At 73.8% G+C, this 25,878-nt stretch carries 21 protein-coding genes and 1 pseudogene; 12 read left to right on the top strand and 10 right to left on the bottom strand.

The features are described 5' to 3' along the window. The 3 genes and pseudogenes from B0E54_RS11250 to dacB form a co-directional block, all read right to left on the bottom strand. Positions 1-230: pseudogene (locus B0E54_RS11250) on the bottom strand (ATP-binding protein); the annotation flags it as partial. A 10-nt stretch (positions 231-240) separates the two neighbouring features. Next, complete coding sequence (locus B0E54_RS11245; protein ID WP_234583302.1) at positions 241-1,311, bottom strand: zinc-dependent metalloprotease; 1,071 nt, start codon at positions 1,309-1,311, stop codon at positions 241-243. A 161-nt stretch (positions 1,312-1,472) separates the two neighbouring features. Beyond that, positions 1,473-2,945, bottom strand: coding sequence for a D-alanyl-D-alanine carboxypeptidase/D-alanyl-D-alanine-endopeptidase (gene dacB / locus B0E54_RS11240; protein WP_374109261.1), 1,473 nt, complete (start codon positions 2,943-2,945; stop codon positions 1,473-1,475). Between the two features lie 539 nt (positions 2,946-3,484). Here dacB and B0E54_RS11235 point away from each other — a divergent pair. Then, a complete protein-coding gene (locus B0E54_RS11235; protein ID WP_234583300.1) occupies positions 3,485-3,991 on the top strand; it encodes an inorganic diphosphatase in 507 nt (168 codons plus the stop codon). Between the two features lie 31 nt (positions 3,992-4,022). On the opposite strand, the gene eccD is transcribed toward B0E54_RS11235, so the two are convergent. Beyond that, a complete protein-coding gene (eccD, locus tag B0E54_RS11230; protein ID WP_234583299.1) occupies positions 4,023-5,426 on the bottom strand; it encodes a type VII secretion integral membrane protein EccD in 1,404 nt (467 codons plus the stop codon). 101 nt (positions 5,427-5,527) lie between these two features. Between eccD and eccCa the strand changes: the two genes are divergently transcribed. From eccCa to B0E54_RS11210, 4 genes are all read left to right on the top strand, one after another. After that, complete coding sequence (gene eccCa, locus B0E54_RS11225) at positions 5,528-9,502, top strand: type VII secretion protein EccCa (RefSeq protein WP_234583298.1); 3,975 nt, start codon at positions 5,528-5,530, stop codon at positions 9,500-9,502. 74 nt (positions 9,503-9,576) lie between these two features. Further along, positions 9,577-10,908: a type VII secretion-associated serine protease mycosin gene (gene mycP / locus B0E54_RS11220; RefSeq protein WP_234583297.1), complete on the top strand. Its 1,332-nt coding sequence runs from the start codon at positions 9,577-9,579 to the stop codon at positions 10,906-10,908. A 52-nt stretch (positions 10,909-10,960) separates the two neighbouring features. Further along, a complete protein-coding gene (locus tag B0E54_RS11215; RefSeq protein WP_234583296.1) occupies positions 10,961-11,752 on the top strand; it encodes a phosphatase PAP2 family protein in 792 nt (263 codons plus the stop codon). 37 nt (positions 11,753-11,789) lie between these two features. Beyond that, a complete protein-coding gene (locus B0E54_RS11210) occupies positions 11,790-12,482 on the top strand; it encodes a phosphatase PAP2 family protein (RefSeq protein WP_234583295.1) in 693 nt (230 codons plus the stop codon). Between the two features lie 13 nt (positions 12,483-12,495). Here the strand turns inward: B0E54_RS11210 and B0E54_RS11205 are convergent, their stop codons facing one another. The 6 genes from B0E54_RS11205 to B0E54_RS11180 form a co-directional block, all read right to left on the bottom strand. Then, positions 12,496-13,674, bottom strand: coding sequence for a MarP family serine protease (locus tag B0E54_RS11205; RefSeq protein ID WP_234583294.1), 1,179 nt, complete (start codon positions 13,672-13,674; stop codon positions 12,496-12,498). Between the two features lie 64 nt (positions 13,675-13,738). Continuing rightward, on the bottom strand, positions 13,739-14,431 hold the full coding sequence (locus tag B0E54_RS11200; protein WP_234583293.1) for a CoA pyrophosphatase: 693 nt from the start codon (positions 14,429-14,431) through the stop codon (positions 13,739-13,741). Next, entirely contained in the window at positions 14,428-15,105 is a 678-nt protein-coding gene (locus tag B0E54_RS11195) for a TlpA disulfide reductase family protein (protein ID WP_234583292.1), read from the bottom strand. The genes B0E54_RS11200 and B0E54_RS11195 overlap by 4 nt, the downstream gene beginning before the upstream one ends. Further along, entirely contained in the window at positions 15,102-15,890 is a 789-nt protein-coding gene (gene nth / locus B0E54_RS11190) for an endonuclease III (RefSeq protein WP_234583291.1), read from the bottom strand. The genes B0E54_RS11195 and nth overlap by 4 nt, the downstream gene beginning before the upstream one ends. A gap of 41 nt (positions 15,891-15,931) precedes the next feature. Beyond that, positions 15,932-17,110 (bottom strand): CapA family protein, encoded by a 1,179-nt coding sequence (locus B0E54_RS11185; RefSeq protein ID WP_234583290.1) that lies wholly within the window; start codon positions 17,108-17,110, stop codon positions 15,932-15,934. A gap of 56 nt (positions 17,111-17,166) precedes the next feature. Beyond that, positions 17,167-17,829: an adenosylcobinamide amidohydrolase gene (locus B0E54_RS11180; protein WP_234583289.1), complete on the bottom strand. Its 663-nt coding sequence runs from the start codon at positions 17,827-17,829 to the stop codon at positions 17,167-17,169. A 143-nt stretch (positions 17,830-17,972) separates the two neighbouring features. On the opposite strand from B0E54_RS11180, the gene B0E54_RS11175 reads away from it, so the two are divergent. From B0E54_RS11175 to B0E54_RS11145, 7 genes are all read left to right on the top strand, one after another. After that, complete coding sequence (locus tag B0E54_RS11175) at positions 17,973-18,650, top strand: Crp/Fnr family transcriptional regulator (RefSeq protein ID WP_007466162.1); 678 nt, start codon at positions 17,973-17,975, stop codon at positions 18,648-18,650. 105 nt (positions 18,651-18,755) lie between these two features. Beyond that, the gene (locus B0E54_RS11170; protein ID WP_234583288.1) at positions 18,756-19,499 is read left to right on the top strand and encodes a metallophosphoesterase; all 744 of its coding nucleotides are present in this window, start codon (positions 18,756-18,758) and stop codon (positions 19,497-19,499) included. Positions 19,500-19,936: 437 nt separating this feature from the next. After that, complete coding sequence (locus tag B0E54_RS11165; RefSeq protein ID WP_234583287.1) at positions 19,937-20,572, top strand: TetR/AcrR family transcriptional regulator; 636 nt, start codon at positions 19,937-19,939, stop codon at positions 20,570-20,572. A 37-nt stretch (positions 20,573-20,609) separates the two neighbouring features. After that, a complete protein-coding gene (locus tag B0E54_RS11160; RefSeq protein WP_234583286.1) occupies positions 20,610-21,407 on the top strand; it encodes a TIGR03084 family metal-binding protein in 798 nt (265 codons plus the stop codon). Positions 21,408-21,463: 56 nt separating this feature from the next. Beyond that, positions 21,464-23,080 carry an acyclic terpene utilization AtuA family protein gene (locus B0E54_RS11155; RefSeq protein ID WP_234583307.1) on the top strand — a complete coding sequence of 539 codons (1,617 nt, stop codon included), beginning with the start codon at positions 21,464-21,466 and terminating at the stop codon, positions 23,078-23,080. Then, positions 23,077-24,273: an acyl-CoA dehydrogenase family protein gene (locus tag B0E54_RS11150; protein ID WP_234583285.1), complete on the top strand. Its 1,197-nt coding sequence runs from the start codon at positions 23,077-23,079 to the stop codon at positions 24,271-24,273. The genes B0E54_RS11155 and B0E54_RS11150 overlap by 4 nt, the downstream gene beginning before the upstream one ends. Next, the gene (locus tag B0E54_RS11145; protein WP_234583284.1) at positions 24,270-25,871 is read left to right on the top strand and encodes a carboxyl transferase domain-containing protein; all 1,602 of its coding nucleotides are present in this window, start codon (positions 24,270-24,272) and stop codon (positions 25,869-25,871) included. Before B0E54_RS11150 ends, B0E54_RS11145 begins: the two co-directional genes overlap by 4 nt. The last annotated feature ends 7 nt before the right edge of the window (positions 25,872-25,878 follow it).

The raw sequence follows: 25,878 nt of genomic DNA, 5'->3' as shown, positions 1-25,878 counted from the left end.
GCCACCGCCTCCGCGCGCTGCGCCGAGCCGGCCTGCAGGCCGTGGTCGACGGTCACCAGACCGGCGGGCCGACCCAGCCGGGGCGCCACGAACACGGCCGCCGCCGCCAGGGCCAGCGAATCGGCCCCACCGGAACAGGCGACCAGCACCGGGCCGCCGGCCGGCAGCTGAGTCAGCGCGCGACGGACCGCCACCCGGATCGCGGCCACCGGCGGCGCGAGCGCGCCCATCGACTGACGGTCAGCCGGCGGCCGGTACGGTGCCGGCCGGCCCGTGCACGCGCTCCACCCAGGCGTCCGGGTCGCCCAGCTCGGACAACCGGGGCAGGGTGAGCGGCGAGTTGAAGATCGAGTTGAAGCCCGGCATGCCGACCCGCTCGACCACACCGTGCACGAACTTGCGGCCCTCGGCGTACTGACGCATCTTGACGTCCACACCGAGCAGCCGACGGATCGCCTTCTCCAACGGGTTACCCGCCTCGCGACGCCTGTTGAACGACGACCGGATGCGCTCCACGCTCGGGATCACCTGCGGGCCGACGCCGTCCATCACGAACTCGGCGTGCCCCTCCAGCAGGGTCATCAGGGCGGTGAGCCGGTCGAGGACGGCCCGCTGCGCCGGGGTCTGCACGATGTCCAGCACGCTCGTGCGGCTCTCCGGGTCACGGACCGCCTCGGACAGCGTCGCCACCCCGCGTCGCAGCCGCTCGACGAGATGCTCGCCGCCGCTGGACGAGGCGTCGACGAACGCCTGCACCTCGCTGAGGAAGTAGGCCCGCATCCACGGCACGGCGGTGAACTGCGTCCGGTGGGTGACCTCGTGCAGGCACACCCACAGCCGGAAGTCCCGGGGGTCGGCGCCGAGCTTGCGCTCCACCTCGACGATGTTCGGCGCCACCAGCAGCAGTTGGCCCGGGTCGGCGGAGAAGACCTCGTACTGGCCGAGCACCCGGCCGGAGAGGTAGGCCAGCACGGTGCCGGCCTGCACGCCGGTCAGCCGGGACCCGATCGCCTCGGTGAGCGCGCCGGGCGGCTTGTCACCGGACAGCCGGCTGACCAGCGGAGTGATCACCTCACGCAGCCCGGCGATGTTGGTGGCCGCCCAGTCCCTGCGGTCGACGACCCGCACCGGCGGGTGCGCCACCTGCGCCCGCAGCCCCGTGTAGTCGGCCACGTGCCCGGCCGCCTCCTCGGTCAGCCGACGCAGGTCGCCGACCACGTCGGTGGCCTCGGAGTACGACACCCGGGGGCCCGACTTGCTCAACGCCCCCGCGGTCGCGGCGGCCAGATCCCAGTCCACGAACTGCGCCATGAACCCACCGTACCCGCGTCGCGACACCCCGGCCCGGGCTCGCGTCGGCGATCGACGCCGGTCGCGGCCCCCGCACCGGCCGGGTGACCGGCCCGGACGAGGTCAGCGGTAGCCACGGCACGCCACCACCCCGCCCGGGGTGAGACCCGCCCCGACGCCCGTCAGCGGCAACCGCAGCCGGCCAGCGCGGCGGCGATGCGGTCCAGCGCCGGTTGGGCGGTGTCCGTCCCGCCGGGGACCTTGTCGGTGAGCACCGCGAACGTGAGCAGCCGGCCGTCGGCGGTGGTGACCAGGCCCGCGATGGCGTGCACCCCGGTCAGGGTGCCGGTCTTGGCGCGGACGGCGCCCGCCCCGGCGGCGGTGCCGGGAGCACCCCGGTACCGCTCGCCCAGCGTGCCGGACCAGCCGCCCACGGGCAGACCGCCGAAGACGCCGGCCAGCTCCGGGTGGTCCGGGCTGGCGGCCAGCCGGATCAGGTCGGTGAGCAGCGACGGGCTGATCCGGTTCTTGCGGGACAGCCCACTGCCGTCGGAGAGGGTGATCTCCTCGGCGGGCAGGCCCAGCGCCGCCACCTCGGCGTCCATCGCGGCGGCTGCGCCGTCGAACGAGGCCTTCTGGCTGCGGGCCAGCGCCACCTGGCGGGCCAGCGCCTCGGCCAGCAGGTTGTCACTCTCGCTGATCATGATGTCGACCAGCCGGATCAACGGCGGCGACTGCACCGCGCCCAGCTCCGTACCGGGAGGCGGGGTGCCACCGGCGGCGGTTGCCAGGGCCGGGGCCGTGCCCCGCTTGACGGTGCTGGTGGGTACGCCGAGCAGCCGGGCGAACGACCGGCCGGCGGCGAGGTCCGGCTCGGCGACCCGCTCGGCGCCGCCGGGCTCGGCGCCCGGGTCCTTGCGCGCACCGTCGGTCATCAGCGCGGTCACCGCGCCGCCGTACCCGCCGGTCGGGATGTCGTCGTCCCAGCCGGGGCCGTACACCGGGCCGGAGTAGATCGTGCCGTCGACGGTGACGCTGGTCGGGGCTGTGCCGCCGAGCGCGGTGCGCACCTGCGCGGCCAGGTCGTCCAGGCGTGCCGCGCCGGGGTAGTAGCCCTTCTTGTCGACCGCGAGCGTGGGGTCGCCACCACCGACGATCACCACCTCGCCGGGCTTGGCGCCGGCCACCGCCCGGGTGGGGATCCGGTACCCGGGTCCACGGGCTGCCAACACGGTCACCGCGGTCGCCAGCTTCGTCACCGAGGCGGGCACCGTCCCGTCGTCCGCCCCCTTGGCGAACAGCGTCTGACCGGTGGTCACGTCGGCCACCGAGACGTTCACCCGGTCGCCCAGGGCGGGCACACCGACCAACGGGTCCAGCGCGGCCCGTACGCCGTCGGGCGCGGGCAGCGGGGCGTTCGGGTCGGGCCCGTCCAGCACGTCCGCCGGGTCGGGTTCCGCGGCGGGGCCGGCGGCGGCCTGCGTGGACGCCGCCTCCTCACCCAACCAGCCGGCGACCGGGCCGGGCCGGGTCACCACGACACCGACACCCGTCAGCACGAGCAGCACCACCAGTGCCAGCACGGTCACCAGCCGCCGGCGGCGGCGTGGCGGGGACGGCGCCAGCGGCGGCTCGGCGTCGGCCGACGCCGGCAGCGCGGAGATCGGCGGGCCCAGCGGCGGTACGCCGGTCGGAATGCGGACAGTCGGGCCGTCACCGGACGGTGCGCCGGCCCGGGCCGGGCTGGCCGGGGCGGAACCTGCCGGGGCGGGGCTGGTCGGCGGTACGCCGTTCGGCGGGGCGCTCGTGGGACGGTCTCCACCGCCGAGGACCGGGAAGCGACCGCTGTTCGGCCCGGCGGAATTCGCCTCCGACGGGCGCCACGGCAGCGGCGGAGGCCGCTCGGGCACCGACTCCTCGGGCGGCCGGGGAAGGTGGGCGTCGGGCACCGGCACCCGTCCGGTGGCGCCGCCGGAGCCGGATCGTCCGGTACCACGCGCGGTGCCCCCGTCCGGGCGGTAGTGTGAATCTTCCCTCCCCACGACCCCCTCCTCCCCCAGCGAAAATCGGCTTGGGTGACACTACTTCGGTCCGAAGACTATGCGGCGGCCGGAGTCGGCGGGTGGGCATTCACCTGTCCGGAGGGTCGCCAGTGGTTCCGTTAGCCAGCGTGGGCAGACGAGGGAGCGTGCAGATGGATTTCGACGTGACGGTTGAGATCCCCAAGGGTCACCGGAACAAGTACGAGGTGGACCACAAAACCGGCCGCATCCGGCTGGACCGCACCCTGTTCACGTCCACCCAGTACCCGGCGGACTACGGGTTCATCGAGGAGACGCTGGGCGAGGACGGCGACCCGCTGGACGCGCTGGTGCTGGTCCCCGAACCGACCTTCCCGGGCTGTCTCATCCGCTGCCGGACCATCGGCATGTTCCGGATGACCGACGAGAAGGGCGGCGACGACAAGGTCCTCTGCGTGCCCTACGAGGACCCCCGCCAGGAGCACCTGCGCGACATCCACCACCTGGGCGAGTTCGACCGCCTGGAGATCCAGCACTTCTTCGAGGTCTACAAGGACCTGGAGCCCGGTAAGTCGGTCGAGGGCGCGACCTGGGTCGGCCGCACCGAGGCCGAGGCCGAGATCCGGGCCTCCTACCAGCGGGCCCGCGACGCCGAGGCGCGCGGCGAGTCCGCCCACTGACGAACGCTTACCGACCGGGCCCGGGAGCCGCTCAACCGAGCAGCCCCCGGGCCCGGTCGTACAGGTCGAGCACCGCGCAGGCGACCGGCACCACGGCGACCACCAGGGCCGTGTCGGTGAGGTCCGCGACCCTTGCGAGGTACGGCGAGACCGCTCGCCGGGCGTAGCCGGTGCCGGCGGCCACGGTCACCAGGCCCAGCGCCGCGCCACCGAGGACCAGCGCCAGCCGGCCGGTGTCGTCGGCCCGGTCGAGAAGCACCGCGCCCAGCACCGCGTAGCCGGCGAGTCCGGCGAGCACCGTCGGCACCCGGTGCCGCAGCGCCACGAACAGCCGCGAGCGCAGCAGCAGCACCGCTGAGACCACGGCCACCAGCACCGGGCCGGCGGTCCCACCGGCCACCCCGAGGATGACCGCCGCGCCCACCGCCAGCACGGCGTGCCCGAGCAGCATCCCGGTCAGCACCTCCTCGGTGCGGATGACGGCCGCGTGCACCCGACCCCGGTCCGGCAGGTCCCGGGGGCGCTCCGGCTCGGCACCCGACGCGGCGGCCGGCAGGGTGATCGGTGGTAACGGCAGCTTGCCCAACCGGATGGCGAGCAACGGGATCGCCCCCAGGGCGAACACCAGAGCGCTGAGCAGCACCGCCGCCGTGCCGGCGGGGGTCAGCAGCAGCGCGCCAAGCGCCGCGCAGGCACCCAGCAGACCGACAGTCACACCGGCCACGAAGACCCGCAGCCGGCTGGCCACCCCGAGCAGACCGACCAGCGCCACCAGCAGCAACGCCACCGAGCCGGTCAGCAGTTCGGGTGCGCCGACCCAGCGCACCGGCCCGAGCGGGCCGACCGGATCACCGGAGCCGATCGCGAGGGCGCCGGCGACGAAGGCGTACGGCAGGGCGTAGCCGCCGAGCGTCGCTCCCGCGGCGCCGTCGCCGTTGGCGCGGGAGGCGACCGCGCCGGCAACCGTGAGCAGCAGCGCCACCACCGCCGCCGCGAACCAGCCGCTGGGCAGCGTCGGACCGCCCGCGAGCAGCGCGAACAGCCCGACGGCGAGCGGCACGGCGGCACCGGCCAGACCGGCCACCCGGGTGGCGTCCGGTGACCACGCCCCACCCCGGCGGCGGGCGCCGTCGGCGATCGCCTCCACCACGTCGTCGTACTCCAACTCGGGCCAGTGGGCGCGGGCCGGCACCAGGTGCAGCACCTCGCCGTCGCGGACCCCCTGCGGCAGCAGCGCCTGCGCCGTCGCCAGCAGCGCCCCGTCGGTACGACGCAGCACCCAGCCGCCGTGCCGCTCGCCGTCGTCGGCCAAGCCCTCGCCGGCGTGTCGCAGCACGTCGGGCAGCAGCTCGGCCAGGGGCACCTGCTCCGGCAGTGCGACGTCGACCCGCCGTTGCGGCGCGCTGATGGTGACGCGGGCCAGCCCGGTTGTCATCGAGGGATCTCCATATCGACGGGGATCGGAGGCTGCGCGGACGACAGGACTTTACCTACGATGAGCCAGGCTCGGGTTACCCAGCGCTGTCAGGAGGCCGAGTGTCCACAGTCGTCATCAAGCGTCCGCCGCGCCGGCCGGCGCCGGAGATCCCCGTCGGCGAGCTGCCCGTCGAGGCGCCGCCGGAGATCCCCGCGGTGGCCGGCGGCCGGTGGCAGCAGATGCTGATGGTGCTGCCCATGCTCGGCGGCACGGTGGCGATGGCGATGATGTTCGGCCGAGGTGGCGGCGCCTACTCGTACGTGGTGGGCGGGATGTTCGGGCTCTCGTCGCTGGCGATGCTGGTCACCTCGTGGGGCAGCGCCTCGGGTACCCCGAAGAAGTCGGAGATGATGGCGGCCCGCCGGGAGTACCTGCGCCACCTGGCCACGCTGCGTCGCCGGGTCCGGCAGACCGCCGGGCAGCAGCGGGCCGGCCTCTACTATCGACACCCCGACCCGGGTCGGCTCTGGTCGACGGTGGACAGCCGCCGGGTCTGGGAACGCCGTCCCGCCGACCCGGACTTCGCGGTCGTACGCGTCGCCGTCGGGCCGCAGACCCTGGCCACCCCGCTCGTCGGACCGGTCACCCGGCCGCTCGAGGAGCTGGAGCCGATGACCGCCGGCGCGCTGCGCCGCTTCCTCGACGCGTACTCCGTGGTGCCGGAGCTGCCGGTGGCCCTGTCGCTGCGCAGCTTCGCCCGGGTGCACGTGCGGACCGCCGCCGGTGGTCCGGCCGGCGGTGAGCCGCCCATCGGCGACCGGGCCGCGCAGGCCCTGGCCCGGGCGGTGCTGACCCAGCTGGCCGTGTTCCACGCCCCCGACGAGCTGCTGATCGCGGTCTGCGCCGGCCCGGAACGCCGGGCCGACTGGGAGTGGGTGAAGTGGCTCCCGCACGCGCACCATCCCTCTCGTACGGACGCGCTCGGGCCGGTGCGGCTGGTGACCTCGTCGGGCGCGGAGCTGGAACGGCTGCTCGGCGACGTGCTGGCCAGCCGGTCCCGGTTCAGCCCTGCCGGACCGGCCACCGACGGCCCGCACGTGGTGGTGGTCCTCGACGGCGGTGACTTGACCGGCGCCACCGACCTGACCGGCGACGGCGGCATCGACGCGGTCACCGTGCTGGACCTGGACACTCCGCCGCCCCGCCTGCTCGACCGGTACGCGCTGCTGTTGGAGCTGCGCGGTCGGCGGCTGCACTCGTGGTCGGTGGAGGGGCACGCGGAGGTCGGCACCGCCGACCACCTCGACCTCGCCGACGCCGAGGCGGTCGCCCGGCGGTTGGCGCCGCTGCGGCTGGCCGGCGCGGCCCGCGGCCCGGACGCCCCGCTCCAGGTCGAGCTGGGTCTGCCGGAGCTGCTCGGCCTCGGCGATCCGGAGAGCTTCACCGCCGAGCAGGGCTGGGCGCCGCGCTCGGCCCGGGACCGACTGCGGGTGCCGATCGGGGTGGGTGTCGACGGCGGCGCCATCGAGCTGGACCTCAAGGAGTCCGCCCAGGACGGGATGGGCCCGCACGGCCTGCTCATCGGGGCCACCGGGTCCGGCAAGTCCGAGCTGCTCCGCACGCTGGTGCTGGGGTTGGCGGCGACGCACAGCAGCGAGCAGCTCAACTTCGTCCTGGTCGACTTCAAGGGCGGCGCCACCTTCGCGCCGTTCGACCGGCTGCCGCACACCGCCGCCGTGATCACCAACCTGGCCGACGCGCTGCCCCTGGTCGACCGGATGGTCGACGCGATCAACGGGGAGCTGGTCCGCCGGCAGGAGCTGCTGCGCCGTGCCGGCAACTTCGCCAGCGTGCGCGACTACGAGCGGGCCCGCGCGGCCGGCAGTCCGCTCGCGCCGCTGCCGTCACTGCTGCTGATCTGCGACGAGTTCTCCGAACTGCTCTCCGCCAAGCCGGACTTCATCGACCTGTTCGTGCAGATCGGCCGACTGGGCCGGTCGCTGGGCGTGCACCTGCTGCTCGCCAGCCAACGCCTGGAGGAGGGCCGGCTGCGCGGGCTCGACACCCACCTGTCGTACCGGATCGGGCTGCGCACCTTCTCCGCTCTCGAGTCCCGGACGGTGCTCGGTGTGCCGGACGCGCACGAGCTGCCCCGCTCGCCGGGCCACGGCTACCTGCGGGCCGGCACCGATCCGCTGGCCCGTTTCAAGGCCGCGTACGTCTCCGGAACGGTGCGCCGCCGCGCCGCGACGGCGGGGGCCTCGGCCGGCGGCGGCGCCCGCCTGCTCACGTTCACCACCCACGCCGTGCCGCTACCCGAGCCGGCCACCCCGGCCCTGACCATGGTCGCCGAGGACGAGGGCGATCGGGAGACCCTGCTCGACCTGCTGGTCGACCGGCTCGTCGGGCAGGGCCCGCCCGCCCACCAGGTGTGGCTTCCGCCGCTCGGCGAGCCACCAGCCCTGGACGAGCTGGTGGGCCCCGTCGAGGTGGACCAGGCGCGCGGACTCACCGTGGGCAACCCCGAGCTGCACGGCGCGCTGGGGGTGCCGGTGGCGGTGGTGGACCGGCCGTTGGAGCAGCGCCGGGACCTGCTCTGGCTGACCCTGGACGGCGCGGCCGGACACGTCGCGGTCGTCGGTGCGCCGCAGAGCGGAAAGTCCACCGTGCTGCGCACGCTGATCTGCGCGTTGGCGCTCACCCACACTCCGGCCGAGGCGCAGGTCTACTGTCTCGACTTCGGCGGCGGTGGCCTCGCGGCGTTGCGCGACCTGCCGCACGTGGGCGGGGTGGCCGGCCGCGGCGATCCGACCGCCGTGCGGCGCACGGTCGGCGAGATGACGACAGTGCTGGCCGAGCGGGAGCGCCGGTTCGCCGAGCTGGGCGTGGAGTCGATGGCCGCGTACCGGCAGCGTCGCGCCGCGGCAGGTACGACCAGCCAGCCGGGCACCGACCCGTTCGGCGACGTCTTTCTGGTGATCGACGGCTGGAGCACCGTCCGCGGCGAGTACGACGACCTGGAACCGCTGGTCACCGACCTGGCCACCCGGGGCCTGTCGTACGGGGTGCACGTGGTCGCCACGGCGCTGCGCTGGCTGGACTTCCGGCCGGCGATCCGGGACCTGTTCGGCTCCCGGTTGGAGCTGCGCCTCGGCGATCCGGCCGACTCCCTGGTGGCCCGGCGGGCGGCGGCGAACGTGCCGGAGCGCCCCGGCCGGGGGGTGACGGCGGAGAGCCTGCACTTCCTCACCGCGCTCCCGCAGCTCGCCGCCCCAGGCGGGGGCACCACCGACCTCGTCAAACGGATCGCCGACAGCTGGGCCGGGCCGGTGGCCCCCCGGGTCCGGCTCCTCCCGCCGGTGCTGCCGTACGCCGACCTGGACCTGGCCGCGACGACCGGGCTGCGGCTGCCGATCGGGATCGCCGAGGCGGACCTGCGGCCGGTGCTGCTCGACTTCGCGAGCGAGCCGCACTTCGTGGTCTTCGGGGACGCGGAGTGCGGCAAGTCGACGTTCCTGCGGGCGCTGGCCACCTCGATCACCACCCGGTTCGCGCCGGAGGAGGCCCGGGTGATCCTGGTCGACTACCGGCGCAGTCTGCTCGGCGCCATCGAGACGCCGCACCTCATCGGGTACGGCACGGCCGCCGCGCACACCGCCGACCTGGTCGAGTCGGCCGTCGGGTACCTGGAGCGGCGGGCTCCGGGGCCGGAGGTCACTCCGACGCAGTTGCGGGACCGGTCCTGGTGGTCGGGACCGGAGCTGTTCGTGCTCGTCGACGACTACGACCTGGTCGCGGCGGGGCCGGCGAACCCGTTGCGGGCCCTGGAGGAGCATCTGCCGCACGCCCGCGACGTCGGGCTGCACCTGGTGCTGGCCCGCCGCTCCGGAGGCGCGGGACGTTCCCAGTACGAGCCGATCGTGCAGCGGCTGCGGGAGCTCTCCACCGCCGGGCTGGTGATGGCGGGCAGCCCCGAGGAGGGTGCGCTGGTCGGCCCTGTGCGGCCCGGACCGCTGCCGGCGGGCCGTGGTCGGCTGGTCACCCGAAGGGAGGGCGTACGCCTCGTGCAGCTCGCACATCTGCCGCCACCATGACCTGTCTCCGTAGTTCCTCCCGTGACGGGTGGGGAAACCGGTAATCTCCGATCGTCGTGGTTCCGTCGGGATGAATGGCTGAGGATGTGACAGGGGTTCGGCACAGCGGTCCTGCAGTGGCCCGACGGGCCGGCCGGGCGCTGCTCGGTGTGGCGGCGATGCTCGCCGTCGCGGTCCCGGTCGCCGCACCTGTCGCCGCGCCCAGCAGCGGCGGGCAACTCGCCGGCGCACCGGTGGCGCTCGCCCCCGGTGACAGCGTGGCCCGCACCGACCAGGTCCGTGACGAGCAGTGGCAGCTCGACGAGTTGCGGGCCGACACGGCGTGGCGCAGCTCGACCGGCCGGGGCGTGACCGTGGCGGTGGTCGACTCCGGTGTGGACGCCAACCATCCCGACCTGGCCGGCCAGGTGCTGCCCGGCCTCGACCTGGTCGGGCCCGCTGGCGGCGCCGGTCCGGATCCGGTCGGTCACGGCACCACTGTCGCCGGCCTGATCGCCGGGCGTAACGACGACAAGCGGGGCGTGGTCGGCCTGGCGCCGGATTCCCGGATCCTCCCGGTCCGCGTGCTGGACGAGCGCAACAAGTACGACGACGCCCTGATCGTCGCGAAGGGTGTCCGCTGGGCGGTCGACAACGGCGCCCGGGTGATCAACCTGTCGCTGGGCGGCAGCGGGGACAGCCCGGCCCTGGCCGCGGCTCTGGACTACGCGTTCGCCCGGGACGTGGTCGTGGTCGCCTGCACCGGCAACCTGGCCACGTCGACCGACTCCAAGGTCTGGTACCCGGCTCGCGAGCCGGGCGTGATCGCGGTCGCCGGGCTGGAGCGCAGCAGCGACAACCTGTGGTCCGGCTCGATCACCGGCCGGGCGACGGTGCTCACCGCCCCCGCCACCGGCCTGGTCGGCGCCCGCCCGGCGGACGGGTACTGGCGGGTGCAGGGCACCAGCTTCGCCGCGCCGTTGGTGGCCGCGACCGCCGCGCTGGTCCGGTCCCGTTTTCCGGACATGCCCGCCGGCGAGGTGGTCAACCGGCTGCTGGCCACCGCCCGTGACCTCGGCCCGACCGGCCGGGACGACCGCTTCGGGTACGGGGTGGTCGACCCGGTGGCGGCGCTGACCGCGGACGTTCCCCCGGTCACCGTCAACCCGCTGGACGATCTGACCTCGCCGGGCGTGGTCGGCTTCGGTCCGGCCCCCGGTTCGGACGACAACGGCCCGGTCAGCGGCGCCGGCAGCGACCCGCTCGGTTTCACCGCCGGACGACAGCAGACCGGGTGGACGGCCCGACCGGCGGGCGCTCCGGCCGAATCCGCGCCGGAGCAACTGTGGACCGGTGTCGCGCTCCTCGCCGCCCTGGTGACCGGTGCGGCGCTGATGGTGCGCCGGTTCCGCCAGCGCAGTCGCTGAGCGTCGCGGACGGCAGGCCTGAAGGCGCGGCGGGTGGGGTAGAACCGTCCGCATGAGCACGCCCGCCGCACGTACCCTCGACACCGACCGGCGCCCGTCCTGGCGGCGTCGCCGCCTCGACCCGGACCACTCGTTGGGTCTGCGGCTGACCCTGGCGGCGACTGCGACGTTCCTGGTGCTGGTGCCGTTCGCCCTGCTCGCGCTGCTGGTGCTCGGTGCGTGGGGCCCGCTGCACCGGCTGGACACGACGATCACCGACGCGCTGCACGACCACGCGGTGCGCCACCCGGCCTGGGTCGCGCTGATGGACGTCTGGAGTGCGGTGTTCGCGCCCCTGCCGCTGCGGGTCGTGGCCCTGCTCGTGGTGATCTGGCTGCTGCGCCGCCGTGCCCGCCGGCTGGCCCTCTGGGTGGCCACGACGATGGTGGTCGGCGGGTTGATGGGTCCACTGCTCAAGTTGCTCGTCGGCCGGGACCGGCCGGAACTGCTCGACCCGGTGGCGCGGGCCGCCGGCTACTCGTTCCCCTCCGGGCACGCGCTGAACGCCACCCTGGCCGCCGGGGTGCTGCTGCTGGTGTTCCTGCCGTACGTCCGGCGCTGGGCCGCGCGGGTCGCGCTCTGGATCGCCGCACTGCTGCTCACCGTGGTGACCGGGCTGAGCAGGGTCGCGCTCGGTGTGCACTTCACCAGTGACGTGCTCGGCGGTTGGCTGCTCGGCGTGGCGGTGGTCGCGGCGACCACCGCCGCGTTCACCAGTTGGCGGGCGCACACCGGCCTCCGACCGGTCCGGCCGGTGCGCGACGGCGTCGCGCCCGAGGTCGAGCGGCAGCCGGACAAGACCTGAGGCGTGACGACGACGTCGATCGGGTATTGGCCGGCTCATGTCCGACACCGTGGTCCAGATCATCCGGCGGGTGCTGCTGCCGGTGTCCCTCCTGTTCGGTTTCATGGTGCTGCTCGGGGTGCTGATCACCCGCGTGTTCGAACGGACCTGGCCGTTCACCGTCGAGGACTCGGTGAATCGGGAGTTCGCGGGTGACCGCACCGGCGGCTGGAACGACGTCTCGCTGGTGTTCAGCACGCTGGCCAGCACCCAGATGATCGTCGTGGTGACCGTGCTGGTGGCCCTGGCGCTGCGGCTCTGGCTCAAGCGCTGGCGGGAGCCGCTGTTCCTGTGCGCGGCGGTGACCGGCCAGGCGTTGGTGTTCCTGTTCACCACGATGGTGATCGACCGGCAGCGGCCGGCGGTGGAGCACATGGACACCTCGCCGCCCACGTCGAGCTTCCCGTCCGGGCACACCTCGGCGGCGGTGGCCCTCTACGTCGGTATCGCGGTGCTGATGGCCCTGCGGGCGCGCAGCACCGGAGCGAAGGTCGCCTGGTGGACGCTGCTGCTGGTGCCGGTGGGTGTGGCGCTGACCCGCATGTACCGGGGGATGCACCACCCGAGCGACGTGGTGGCGTCCTTCATCAACGGCGGCACCTGCGTCGCGATCATGGCCCGGGCGGTGCTGGACCGGGGACTGCGCTGGGGACGCGCCAAGCTGCCGATGGCCGCCACGGCCCGGACCTGATCCGGCGCACCGCTCAGGTGCACTCGCCGGTGGCGACGGCCCGGTTGCGCTCGGCCCCGGCCAGCGCCACCGGCCGGGCCTCGGCGGCGGTCACGGCGAACCCGGTGTTGGGGTCGTCCGCCGCCGCCGCGAAGATCACGCCGAGCACCAGACCGTTGGCCGAGAGCAGCGGTCCACCGGAGTTGCCGCTGCGCACCAGCGCACGGATGGTGTAGATCTCCCGGGTGACGTCGCCGGATGAGTAGATGTCCGGCCCCTTGATCTTGTCGACGTCACGAACCCGGGCCGACTGCGCGTTGTACGGGCCGTCCAGTGGGAAGCCGAGCACGATGGCGTCCGAGCCGCTGCCCGCGTTGCCGGCGGCGAACCGCAGCGACGGGCCGGGCAGCCCCGGCACGAGCAGCACCGCCAGGTCGCGGTTCGGGTCGTAGACCACCACCTGACCGTCGTACCGCTCCCCGCCCAGCTCCACCGCCACCGAACGGGTGCCGGCGACCACGTGGGCGTTGGTCATGACCCGGTCGTCGGCGTACACGAAGCCGGAGCCCTCGATGCGGCGCGAGCAGCTGGGCGCGGAGCCGAGCACCTTGACCACCGAACGCTGACCGTTGACCACCACCTGCGAGCCGGCCAGCGCCGGGTCGGGCGGGTCGACCTGGCGGGCCCGGGTGGGCGTGAGACCACCGAAGACGTCCGGGAACCCGTCGGTGTCGACGGTGTCCTCCAGGGCGGTGGAGAGGCGGTGCGCCTCCTCCGGCAGGACCCCGTTCACCACGCCGATCAGCGCGCTGTTGCGCACGGCGGAGGCGAGCCAGGGCACCGACGACGACCCGAGCGGCACGGCGACCAGCCAGGCCAGCAGGAGCACCGCGAACAGTGAGACGAACGCCCCGCCGATGTCGTCGATACGCCGACCCACGTCGCTGGTGATCGTCTTGCGCAGGTGCGAGCCGAGCCAGCCGGCGAGCGCCTGCCCGATCACTGCCAACCCGAAGATCGCCACCAGTGAGATCAGCACCCGGGTGCCGGCGTCGACGAACTGCCGGGCGAACAGCGGCCCGAGTTGCAGGCCGAGCAGCAGCCCCAGAAAGAAGCCGGACAGCGACGTGATGCCGATGACGAAACCCTGGCGGTATCCGCTGATCGCGAACACGAGCATGAGCAGCAGCAGGACGAGATCCACGACGGACACGGGGTCCAGCGTACGGGCAGTGCGCCCGCCGGATGACCACCGCTTGCGGAAGGTGACCGCGTGGTCAGCGCAGGGCGGTCTCGTCGACGTCTTCGGTGCCGGCCGACGGCGCGGGAGTGGCCCCCGTGGGCGGCAGATCGACCAGCCGGCCGGGTGACCACGGGCGGGCCCAGCCACCCATGTCCAGCAGGGTCGCCAGCACTCCGGCGGTGAAGCCCCAGACGAGCATGCCGCGCGCCGAGAACGCCGGCCCCACCCAGCCGCTGGGATGGCGGACCCGCAGCCGGTTGGCGGGGTCGACCAGCTCGCGGACCGGCAGTCGCGCCACGTGCGCCACCTCGGCGGGCTCGGCCGGGTGCACCGGGTGCGGGTCGTGCCACCAGGCCAGCACCGGGGTGACCACGAAGTCGCTGACCGGGATCCACAACTTCGGCAGCTCGGCAAGCACGGTCACGCTGGCCGGGTCGAGGCCGACCTCCTCGTTCGCCTCGCGCAGCGCGGTGGCCCGGACGTCGGCGTCCTCCGGGTCGGCCGCGCCGCCGGGGAAGGCCGGCTGACCGGCGTGGTTGCGCAGGGTCGCGGCCCGTTGCAGGACCAGCACGTCGGGGCCGAGGTCGGGCTGCTCACCGAGGAGCACCAGCACGGCGCTCTCCCGGCCGCCCTCGGCGGGGGTGGTCAGCCGGGTGAAGTCCTCGGCGCGCGCGGTGCCCAGCCGGGTCAGCAACGGCTCGATCCATTCCGGCGGTCGGCGGGTCATGCCGGCACCGTCAGGCCGAGATGCTGGCGGACCAGCTTGGCGATCTGGGCGTCATCGAGAGCCCCGGTGGCGTCGATGTGCCGGATGCGGCCCTGCGCGTCGACGAAGAGGGTCAGCGGAATGGCGTTGCGCTTCAGTTCGCGCTGCAGCGCCTCGCCCTGGTCGACCAGGATCGGGAACCGGACGCCGAAGTCCTCGCCGATGGACTGGGCGCCGCTGCGGCTGTCCCGGCTGTTGACCCCGACCACCTGGAGCTGACCGGCGGCCCGTTCGCTGAGGCGTTGGAAAGCGGGCAACTCCTTGCGGCACGGCGGGCACCAGGAGGCCCACACGTTGATCACGGCCGGCCCGGCCACGTCGCGCAGCGCGACGGGCGCCCCGCCGGTGAAGCAGGAGAGCGTCAGCTCCGGCAGCTGCTGCCCGCCGGCGGTGGAAGTCGGCGTGCCGGGCGTGCCAGGGGCCGCTGTGCCCGAACCGGGCGACGCAGGGGTCGCCGGGCCGGAGCCGGGTGACTCGGCCGTGGGTGCCGTGCTCAGGGCGGCGCAGTCCCGGAACGGGGATGGCCGCTCGGCCGCGGCCGAGCGGGGGGCTGGTGCGTCGTCGGCCGGGTTGCCCGTGCAGCCGGCAACGGCCAGCAGCAGCGGCAGGACGGCGAGGGCGAGGCGGCGGTTCACGGCACCTCCGCGGCGACCGCCTGCGCCGGCACCAGCTCCGGGTCGACCCCGGCGGCCACCGCGAGGTCACGCGCGCGGGGGCCCTTGAGCAGCTTGGCGGCGGCAGCCGGCTCGGTCGGGCCGGTGCCGTACGAGGGGCACAGCTTCGCGAGCGTGCACGCCCCGCAGGCGGGCTTGCGGGCGTGGCAGACCCGTCGCCCGTGGAAGATGATCCGGTGCGACAGCATGGTCCAGTCGCGCTTCGGGTAGAGCGCGCCGATCGCGTGCTCGATCTTGACCGGGTCGGTCTCGGTGGTCAGCTGCCACCTGTGCACCAGCCGTTGGAAGTGCGTGTCGACAGTGATGCCGGGGACGTCGAAGGCGTTGCCGAGAATGACGTTTGCGGTCTTGCGGCCGATCCCGGGAAGCGTCACCAGGTCGACGAGCCGGCCGGGGACCTGACCGTCGTACCTGTCGACGAGAGCCTGCCCCAGCTTGAGCAGCGAGTCGGTCTTGTTGCGGTAGAAGCCGGTGGGCCGGATCAGCTCCTCCATCTCGCCCCGGTCGGCCCCGGCGTACGCGGGGGCGCTCGGGTAGCGGGCGAAGAGCTTCGGGGTGACCTCGTTGACCTTCTTGTCGGTGCACTGCGCCGAGAGGATGGTGGCGACGGCCAGCTCCAGGGCGTTGGAGTGGTCCAGTTCACAGTGCGCGTCGGGGTGCGTCTCGGCCAGCACCCGGCCGATCTTGCGGGCACGACGTGTGCGCCCGAGGTCGGTCTCGCTGGCACCGGGAGAGCTACTGGTCACGACGGTCAGCCTACGTCGCGCCCCGGACGTTCCTCCTCGGGTCAACCCGCCGTCGGCGCGGTGATCCTGCCCTGTCCGTCGAACCGGGCCCCACCCTTGGGGAAGTCGGCGCGGCTCAGCTCGGTGACCAGGCCCAGGCCGCGGTCGTCCGGGTCCATCGTCGGCTTGCCGGCGGAGTTCATGTACGTCGAGGTGAACGAGCCGCCGGCCCAGCTTCCGTCGGGCTTGAGCGACACCTTCAGCACACCGCCCCAGCCCAGCCGCCCGGTGTTGCTCAGCGAGTTGCCGCCACCGGCGAAGTTGCCCAGGCTGTACGCGATCAGGCGGCCCTGGTAGAACTCCATGCCGCGCAGCACGTGTGGCCCGTGCCCGACGATCAGGTCCGCGCCCGCGTCGATCATGGCGTGCGAGAACTTGACCGGGTCCCCCCGGTTCTCACCCAGGAACATCTCGGTGCCCGGCTTCACCCGGGTCTTGTCCGCTCCCTCGCCGCCCATGTGCACCTGCACCACGACCAGGTCGGCCATGGTGGCGGCCTTGGCGACCACCGTCTTGGCCGTGGCGATGTCGACCAGGCTGTTGGACCAGACGTACGACGAGAAACCCACCACGGCCACCTTGACGCCCTTGACGTCGACCACGGTGGTCTCGTCCGGGGCGCCGGTGTGCTTCAGGTCGTACTTCTCCAGCGCCTTCTGCGTGTTCTCGTAGCCCTTCGGCCCGTAGTCGTAGCCGTGGTTGTTGGCCTGGTTGAGCACCTCGAAGCCGGCGTCGCGCAGGTGCGCGGCGTACTCCGGCGGGGCCCGGAACTGGTAGCAGCGGGTGGAGTTGGCCCCGCACTTGCCGGTGCCGGTGTCCACCGTCAGCGGCTCCTCCAGGTTGCCCATCACCAGGTCGGCCTTGAGCGCCTGCTTGACCGAGTCGAAGAAGCCCTTGCCGCCGGCGGCGGGCAGCCGGCTCGGCGCGTTGCCCATGATGATGTCGCCGGTCGCGGAGAGCGAGATGGCGCCGCCCTCGCCCGACGCCGAGGCACCGCCGCTGGCCTTGGGGCCGGCCGTGCTCACCGGCGCTCCGGTGCCACCACCACCGGCGCCGGGCTGCCACACCGGGGCCTCCCCGCTGTCGGCACAGCCGGCGACGAGCAGGGCGGCCAGCAGCGCCGCGAGGCCGATGGCGACGCGGTGGAACGGGCGGGGCGCGAGGGGGGCGGAAGCGTACATCGTCCGCGACCCTACCGGCCGCTCAACGCGCCGACGAGGGCCGATCGGTCGGAAGTTCAGCCGGTCACCCGGTCCGACCAGGGCACGACCGGCCGGTCCCCGCCCGCGCGTACGGCGGCGTGCACGGCTCGGGCCAGCGGGGCGCCCCAGGTGGAGCGCGGCCCGCCGTACGCGGCCGGGGGGCCGTCCACCGGACAGAGCACGGTGACCGAGTCGGTGGGGGTGCCGGTCCCGGGCAACCCCAGCTCGAGGATCGCCTGCGTCTTCGCCTCGGTGGCGGTGGCGACGGCGTTGACCAGGGCCGAGTCGGCGAGCCGGGCCGGCACGTACACCACGATGTTGACCGTGCCCACCCGCTGGGCGAGGGCGGCCGGTTCCGGCGCGGCGGCGGGCACCGGGGTGCCGAGCCCGACCGTCGCCCAGACCCGCACGCCGGTGTCGGTCCGGGCGACCACCTCGGTCACGTCGACGCCGGTCAGCAGGCCCACCCCGGGCCCGTCGAGGGCCAGGTCCGCGGCGAGCGCGGTCAGGTGGGCGGCGGGGTCGTCCCGGTCGTACGACATGGGCACTGTCGCGTTCAGCACCCAGTGCCGGACGCCGACGCCACCGCCGAGCGGGCCGCTGCTGACCGCTCGCAGGGGCCTGTCGGCCCGCCAGACGAGCAGCGGAATGTGCCGCCCGTCTTCGGCGCGGCTGGTCAGGGTCGGGTCGCTCAGCACGTCGGGCAGGTTACGCCCACCGATCAAGATTCCAGGGCCGACCTCTGATTCGAGCTCACATGCGCCTAGACTTGGCGGCGCGCGAGGGGATCAGCGGACGGCGGCCCCGGCCGACGGACGGCACGCGTAACCGGAGGTGCGCGATGGATGAGGTACTGGCCCGCAGCGGGATCTTCCAGGGTGTCGACCCGGAAGCTGCCGAGGCGCTCGCCAAGGAGATGGAGACGATCGAGGTCCGCAAGGGCGAGATCGTCTTCAATGAGGGCGAGCCCGGCGACAGCCTCTATATCCTGCTGTCCGGGAAGATCAAGGTCGGCCGCCGGGCGGCGGACGGCCGGCAGAACCTGATTGCGGTGATGGGGCCGTCGGACATGGTCGGTGAGCTGTCGCTCTTCGACCCGGGTCCGCGTACGGCGACCGCCACCGCGGTGACCGACACCCGGCTGGTGCGGCTGCGCAAGCAGGCGCTGCGGCCGTGGCTCAACAACCGCCCGGAGATCGCCGAGCAGCTGCTCCGGGTGCTCGCCCGGCGACTGCGCCGGACCAACGACTCGCTCGCCGACCTGATCTTCACGGACGTGCCGGGCCGGGTCGCGAAGAACCTGCTCCAGATGGCCGGCCGGTTCGGCACGCGCGACGGCGGCGTGCTGCGCGTGACGCACGACCTCACCCAGGAGGAGATCGCCCAGCTCGTCGGCGCCTCCCGGGAGACGGTGAACAAGGCGCTCGCCGACTTCGCCTCGCGCGGCTGGCTGCGGCTGGACGGCAAGAGCATCATCATCCTGGACCCGGAGCGCCTGGCCCGCCGCGCCCGCGTCTGAGCGGTACGTCCCGTCCCCGCCTTCCATCGACGGGAGGCGGGGACGTTTCGTCTGCCCGGCGCAGAAATGCTGGCTCGCGGCGACCGAAGTGGTGAGGGTGGGGCCATGGTGAACAGAGTTGCGGTGCTCTCCGACATCCACGGCGTACTGCCCGCGCTGGAGGCCGTCCTGGCCGAGCCGGACGTCGCCGCCGCCGACCTCATCGTGCTGACCGGCGACATCGCGTCCGGTCCGCAGCCGGTCGAGGTGCTGGACGTGCTCGCCGACCTGGGTGACCGGGTCTGCTGGGTGGGCGGCAACTGCGAACGTGAGCTGGTCGACGCGCGGGCCGGCCGGCCCGCCGCTTTCGAGGTGTCCAACTGGGCGGCCGGGCAGCTCCGCGACGATCAGGTGGCCCGGCTCGCCGCGCTGCCGGCGACCGTGACGGTGGAGATCGACGGCCTCGGGCCGACACTGTTCTGCCACGCGACGCCCCGCGACGACGAGGAGGTGGTGCTCGTCGACTCCCGGATGGCGCGCTGGGAGGAGGTGTTCGCGGGCCTGCCCGCCGAGGTCGGGACTGTGGTCTGCGGCCACACCCACATGCCGTTCACCCGGCTGGTCGACCGGCGCCTGGTGGTCAATCCGGGCAGCATCGGCATGCCGTACGGGGGTGCGGGCGCGTGGTGGGCGCTGCTCGGGCCGGGCGTACAGCTGCGCCGCACCGCCTTCGACGTGGACGCGGCCTGCGCCCGGGTAACCGCGGATTCGGCGTACCCGGACGCCGCCGCCTGGGCCGACGAGTACCTGCGCTCCCAGCACAGCGACGCCGACGCCCTCGCCGTCTTCGGCCCGCGCGACGGCCGCTGACCCCCACCGATCCGACGCCGCACATCCCCTCGACCCCGCACGTCCCCTCGACCCGGCACATCCCCTCGACCCGGCACACCCCTCGACCGCGCACATAGCCGCGGATCCGGCGACTCAGCTGCGGCCGATGGACCTGCCCTGCTGCCTGTCGAGCTGCCCCAGGAGTGGGGCAGACCTGGGCGTCGCTGCCGCCCCACTCGTGGAGCAGCTCGACAGGGCACGGGTAGCGCAGATGGCGCACCGCCGCCGCCCCACTCCTGGGGCAGCTCGACAGGGCACGGAAGGGGCGGATGGCGCACCGCTGCCGCCCCACTCGTGGGGCAGCTCGACAGGGCACGGGGAGGGCAGTCGAGGTCGGCTCGACCGGAGCACGGCCGCCGACCCGGCTATAAAAAGTCAGTCTTGACTGTTTGTTTCGAAGGCCGCAGGCTGTTGCCGTGTCCGCCACATCAACGTCCGCCGCATCGACATCTGCCGGCGCGACGCGTGTTCCTCAGCAGGAGCGCAGTCGTGCCACCCAGGCCCGCCTGCTGGAGGCGACAGTCGACTGCCTGATCGATCACGGCTGGTCGGGCACCACGACCACAGTCGTGGCGGCGCGGGCCGGTGTCTCGCGGGGTGCGCAGCTGCACCACTACCCGACCAAGGCCGCGCTGGTCACGGCCGCCGTCGCCCATCTGGCCGAGCGCCGGGCCAACGAACTGCGCACCGAGGCCGAGGCGTTGCCAGCCGGCCCGCAGCGGCTCGACCGCGTGATCGACCTGCTCGGGGTGGCCTTCACCGGGCCGCTCTTCGTCGCCGCGCTCGAACTGTGGGTGGCCGCCCGCACCGACCAGGAGCTGCGCGACGCCCTGGTCCCGCTGGAGGCGACGGTCGGCCGGGAGATGCACCGACTCACCGTCGCCCTGCTCGGGGTCGACGAGCGCCGTCCCGGCGTCCGCGAAGCCGTGCAGGCCACCCTCGACCTGCTGCGCGGGCTCGGGGTGGCCAACCTGCTCAGCGACGACTCGGCCCGCCGCGCCGCCCTGCTCGCCACCTGGAAACGCCAGCTCGCCACCCTCCTCACGCCCTGACCCCGGCCACACCGGCCCAGCACCGACCGGAGGCATCATGGTCGACCTCAGTGACCTGCTCGCGGATCTGGCCGCCGAGTCCGCCGACCTGGACGCGTTGGTGGCGCCCCTGCCGGCGGCCGACTGGGCCCGCCCGACCCCGGCGGCGGGCTGGAGCATCGGGCACCAGATCGCCCACCTCGCCTGGACCGACCACGTGGCCCTGCTGGCCGCCACCGACGCCGACGCCTTCTACGCGACGGTGACGGCCGCGCCGGACCCGAACCGGATGGTCGACGCGGGCGCCGAGGCGTTCCTCGCCCCGCCCGCCGACCTGCTCGCCCGCTGGCGGGCCGGACGGGCGGCGCTCAACGACGCGCTCCTCGCGGTCCCGGCCGGCGAGAAGCTGCCCTGGTACGGCACCCGGATGTCGGCCGCGTCGATGGCGACCGCCCGGATCATGGAGACCTGGGCGCACGGTGAAGACGTGGCCGACGCCCTCGGTGTCGTCCGCCCCGCCACCGACCGCCTCCGGCACGTGGCGCACCTCGGTGTGCGTACTCTCGGGCACGGTTTCGCCGCCCACGGCCGACCGGCACCGGCGGCGCCGGTCCGGGTCGAGTTGACCGGACCCGGCGGGGAGACGTGGACCTGGGGCCCGGCGGACGCCGCCGACCGCCTGAGCGGTCCCCTCCTGGACTTCTGCCTGCTCGTCACCCGCCGCCGCCACCGCGCGGACCTCGCCCTGCTGGCCAGCGGCCCCGTCGCCGACGAGTGGCTCGACGTGGCGCAGGCGTTCGCCGGCCCGCCGGGCACCGGGCGCGAACCGTCGAGCCGACGCGGAGTCACGGCGTGATCCGCATCGGCAACGCTTCCGGCTTCTACGGCGACCGGTTCACGGCCTGGCGGGAGATGCTCGACGGCGGCGAGCTGGACGTGCTGACCGGTGACTACCTGGCCGAGCTGACCATGCTGATCCTCGGTCGGGACCGGCTGCGCGACCCCGACCTCGGCTACGCAAAGACGTTCCTGCGTCAGCTGGAGACGTGTCTGGGCACGGCCCTCGACCGGGGGGTGCGGATCGTGACCAACGCCGGCGGGTTGAATCCGGCCGGCCTGGCCGCCGCCATCGAGGCGCTCGCTGGCCGTCTGGGCCTGTCGGCCCAGGTGGGGTACGTCGAGGGCGACGCGCTCCGGCGGCCCGACGCGCTCACCGCGAACGCGTACCTGGGCGCGTTCGGGATCGCCGCCTGCCTCGACGCCGGCGCGGACGTGGTGGTCACCGGCCGGGTCACCGACGCGTCGTTGGTGGTCGGCCCGGCCATCGCCAGGTACGGGTGGGGTCGCGACGATCTCGACGAGCTGGCCGGGGCGACAGTCGCCGGGCACCTCCTGGAGTGCGGCGCCCAGGTCACCGGCGGCAACTTCAGCTTCTTCACCGAACTGCCCGACGGCGGGCACCGCCCCGGCTTCCCGATCGCCGAGGTGCACTCCGACGGCTCATCCGTGGTCACCAAGCATCCCGGCACCGGCGGTGCGGTCACCGTGGAGACCGTCACCGCCCAGCTGCTCTACGAGATCGGCGGGCCGGCGTACCTGGGACCGGACGTGGTCACCCGGCTGGACTCCGTGACGCTGCGCCCCGACGGGCCGGACCGGGTCCGGATCTCCGGCGTCCGGGGAACCCCGCCGCCGGCGACGCTCAAGGTCGGCGTCAACAACCTCGGCGGCTTCCGGAACTCGATGACGTTCGTCCTCTGCGGGTTGGACATCGAGGCGAAGGCGGCCCTGGTGCGGGGGCAGATCGAGGAGGCGGTGGGCAAGGACGGGCTGGAGTTCACGCTCGCCCGCACCGACCACCCGGACGCGGCCGACACCGAGGTCGCCAGCGCCCTGCTGCACGTACACCTGCGTGACGGCGACAAGGCACGGGCCGGGCGGGCCTTCTCGGCCGCGGCGGTGGAGCTGGCCCTGGCCTCCTACCCGGGCTGCACGCTGACCACCCTCCCGGGCGACGCGACACCGTACGGCGTCTTCACCGCCGACACCGTGCCGCAGGACGCGGTGGCGCACGTCGCGGTCCGGCCCGGCGGTGAACGGGTGCCGATCGCCCCGCCGGTCCGTACCGCCCCCACGGTGCGGGACGAGACCGTGCCGGGCGGCGGCGCGGCGGTCGACGGCCCGACCCGGCGCGGGGCGCTCGGCGAACTGGTCGGCGCGCGCTCGGGCGACAAGGGCGGTGACGCCAACCTCGGCGTCTGGGCCCGGACCGACGTTGGGTACGCGTGGCTGCGCGCCTGGTTGACGGTCGAGCGGCTGGCCGAGCTGCTGCCGGAGACGGCGTCGCTGTCGGTGCGGCGCTACGAGCTGCCGAACCTGCGGGCGGTCAACTTCGTGATCGAGGGTCTGCTGGGGGCCGGGGTGGCCGCGTCCACCCGGTTCGACCCGCAGGCCAAGGCGCTCGGCGAGCTGCTGCGCGCCCGGATCGTCGACCTGCCCGCCGAGGTGCTGACGGGGGTGGCGCGATGAGCATCGTGGACACCCCCGAACGGCGGCAGCTGCGCGAGCTGACCAGGGCCTTCGTGACCCGGGAGGTGCTGCCGCACCTGGACGACTGGGAGCGGGCCGGCGAGGTCCCCCGGGCCCTGCACGCGACCGCCGCGAAGCTCGGGCTGCTCGGCATCGGCTTTCCCGAGTCGGTGGGCGGCAGCGGCGGTGACCTGCTCGACTCGATCATCGTGACGGAGGAGCTGATCCGCGCTGGCGGCTCGTCCGGCCTGGTGGCGGCCCTGTTCACGCACGGCATCGCATTGCCGCACATGGTCGCCGCAGCCGGCGCCCGCACCGGCGGGTCGCTGGGCGGCCGGCTCGGCGGCACCCCGTCGCCGGCCGACGGCGGCCTGATCGAGCGGTACGTCCGGCCCACCCTGGCCGGCACGATGATCGGCGCGTTGGCGATCACCGAGCCGGACGGCGGCTCCGACGTGGCCGGCATCCGTACGACCGCCCGCCGCGACGGCGACCACTACGTGGTGAACGGGTCGAAGACGTACATCACCAGCGGGCACCGGGCGGACTTCGTGACCACCGCGGTGTGCACCGACTTTCCCGGCAGCGGTGAACTGACCCTGCTCGTCATCGACAAGGGGTCGCCCGGGTTCACGGTGGGGCGCCGACTGGAGAAGCTGGGCTGGCACTGCTCGGACACGGCGGAGCTGTCGTTCGTGGACGTGCGGGTGCCGGTGGCCAACCGGATCGGCGCGGAGAACACCGGCTTCCTGGCGATCATGCAGCACTTCGCCGCCGAGCGACTGTCGCTGGCGACCCAGGCGTACGGGACCGCGCAGCGCTGTGTCGAGCTGGCGGTGCGCTGGTGCCGGGACCGGGAGACCTTCGGGCGTCCGCTGGCCAGCCGGCAGCTGGTCCGGCACCGGCTGGCCGAGATGCACACGCGCGCCGAGGCGGCCCGGTCGTACGTGCACGAGGTGGCCGTCCGGGTGGCGGCGGGCGAGCCGGTGGTGACCGAGGTAGCGATGGCGAAGAACGTCGCGGTGGCCGCCTGCGACCAGGTCGTCGACCAGGCGCTGCAACTGCACGGAGGCTTCGGCTATCTGCGGGACGCCGAGGTGGAGCGGCACTACCGCGACGCCCGGATCCTCGGCATCGGCGGCGGCACCACCGAGATCATGAACGAGATCATCGCGAAGGGCATGGGCCTGTGACCACACTGGACAGCAGGGTGGACCCCGCCGCACCGGGGTACGCCGCGAACCGGACGGCGTTGCTGGAGCGGCTGGCCGAGCTGGACGCCGCGCTGGACCAGGCCCGGGCGGGCGGCGGCGAGAAGTACGTGGCCCGGCACCACAAGCGCGGCAAGCTGCTCCCCCGCGAGCGGATCGAGCTGCTGGTGGACGCCGACAGCCCGTTCCTGGAGCTGTCGCCGGTCGCCGCGTACGGCACGGACTTCCCGGTCGGGGCCAGCGTGGTCACCGGCATCGGCGTGGTCGAGGGCGTGGAGTGCCTGATCGTCGCCAACGATCCGACGGTACGCGGCGGCGCGGTCAACCCGTGGTCGCTCGCGAAGACCCGACGGGCCGGTGAGATCGCCCTGGCCAACCGGCTGCCGATGGTGAACCTGGTCGAGTCGGCCGGGGCGGACCTGCCCACCCAGGCGGAGATCTTCATCCCGGGTGGCCGGGTGTTCCGGGACCTGACGCGGCTCTCGGCGGCGGGCATCCCCACGGTCAGCGTGGTCTTCGGCAACGCCACTGCCGGTGGCGCGTACGTGCCGGGGATGTCCGACCACGTGATCATGATCCGGGACCGGTCGCAGGTCTACCTGGCCGGGCCGCCGCTGGTGAAGATGGCGACCGGTGAGGTCACCGACGACGAGTCGCTGGGTGGCGCGGCGATGCACGCCGGCACGTCCGGGCTCGCCGACCACCTGGCCGAGGACGAGCGCGACGGCATCCGGCTGGCCCGGCAGTGCGTCCGCCGGCTCAACTGGCGCAAGCAGGGGCCGTCGCCGCGTACTGCGGTGCCGCAGCCGCCGAAGTACGACCCGGAGGAGCTGCTCAGCATCGTCAGCGCCGATCTGAAGGTGCCGTTCGATCCCCGCGAGGTCCTGGCCCGCATCCTGGACGGCAGCGACTTCGACGAGTTCAAGCCGGCGTACGGGGACGCGTTGGTCACCGGTTGGGGCGAGCTGCACGGGTACCCGGTGGGGGTGCTGGCGAACGCCCGGGGGGTGCTGTTCAGCGCGGAGGCGCAGAAGGCGGCCCAGTTCATCCAGCTCGCGAACGCCTCGGACACCCCGTTGATCTTCCTCCAGAACACCACCGGCTACATGGTCGGCACCGAGTACGAGCAGCGCGGCATCATCAAGCACGGCGCGTTGATGATCAACGCGGTGTCGAACTCGACGGTGCCGCACCTGACGGTGAACCTGGGCGCCTCGTACGGGGCCGGCAACTACGGCATGTGCGGCCGGGCGTACGAGCCGAGGTTCCTGTTCACCTGGCCGAACGCGAAGTCGGCGGTGATGGGCCCGGCGCAGCTCGCCGGGGTGCTCTCCATCGTGGCCCGGCAGGCCGCCGCAGCTCGGGGGCGCGACTACGACGAGGACTCCGACGCGGCGATGCGGATGATGGTCGAGCAGCAGATCGAGTCGCAGTCCGGGGCGCTGTTCCTCTCCGGCCGGCTCTACGACGACGGGGTGATCGACCCGCGGGACACCCGCACCGTCCTCGGTCTCTGCCTCTCGGCGATCCACAACGGACCGGTGAAGGGCGCCGACGGCTTCGGCGTCTTCCGGATGTAGAGAGGCC

Origin of the sequence: Micromonospora sp. MH99, assembly GCF_021442385.1 — a bacterium.
In the GTDB taxonomy this organism is placed as follows: Bacteria; Actinomycetota; Actinomycetes; order Mycobacteriales; family Micromonosporaceae; genus Micromonospora.
This window is presented reverse-complemented; position numbering and strand designations above follow the sequence as displayed.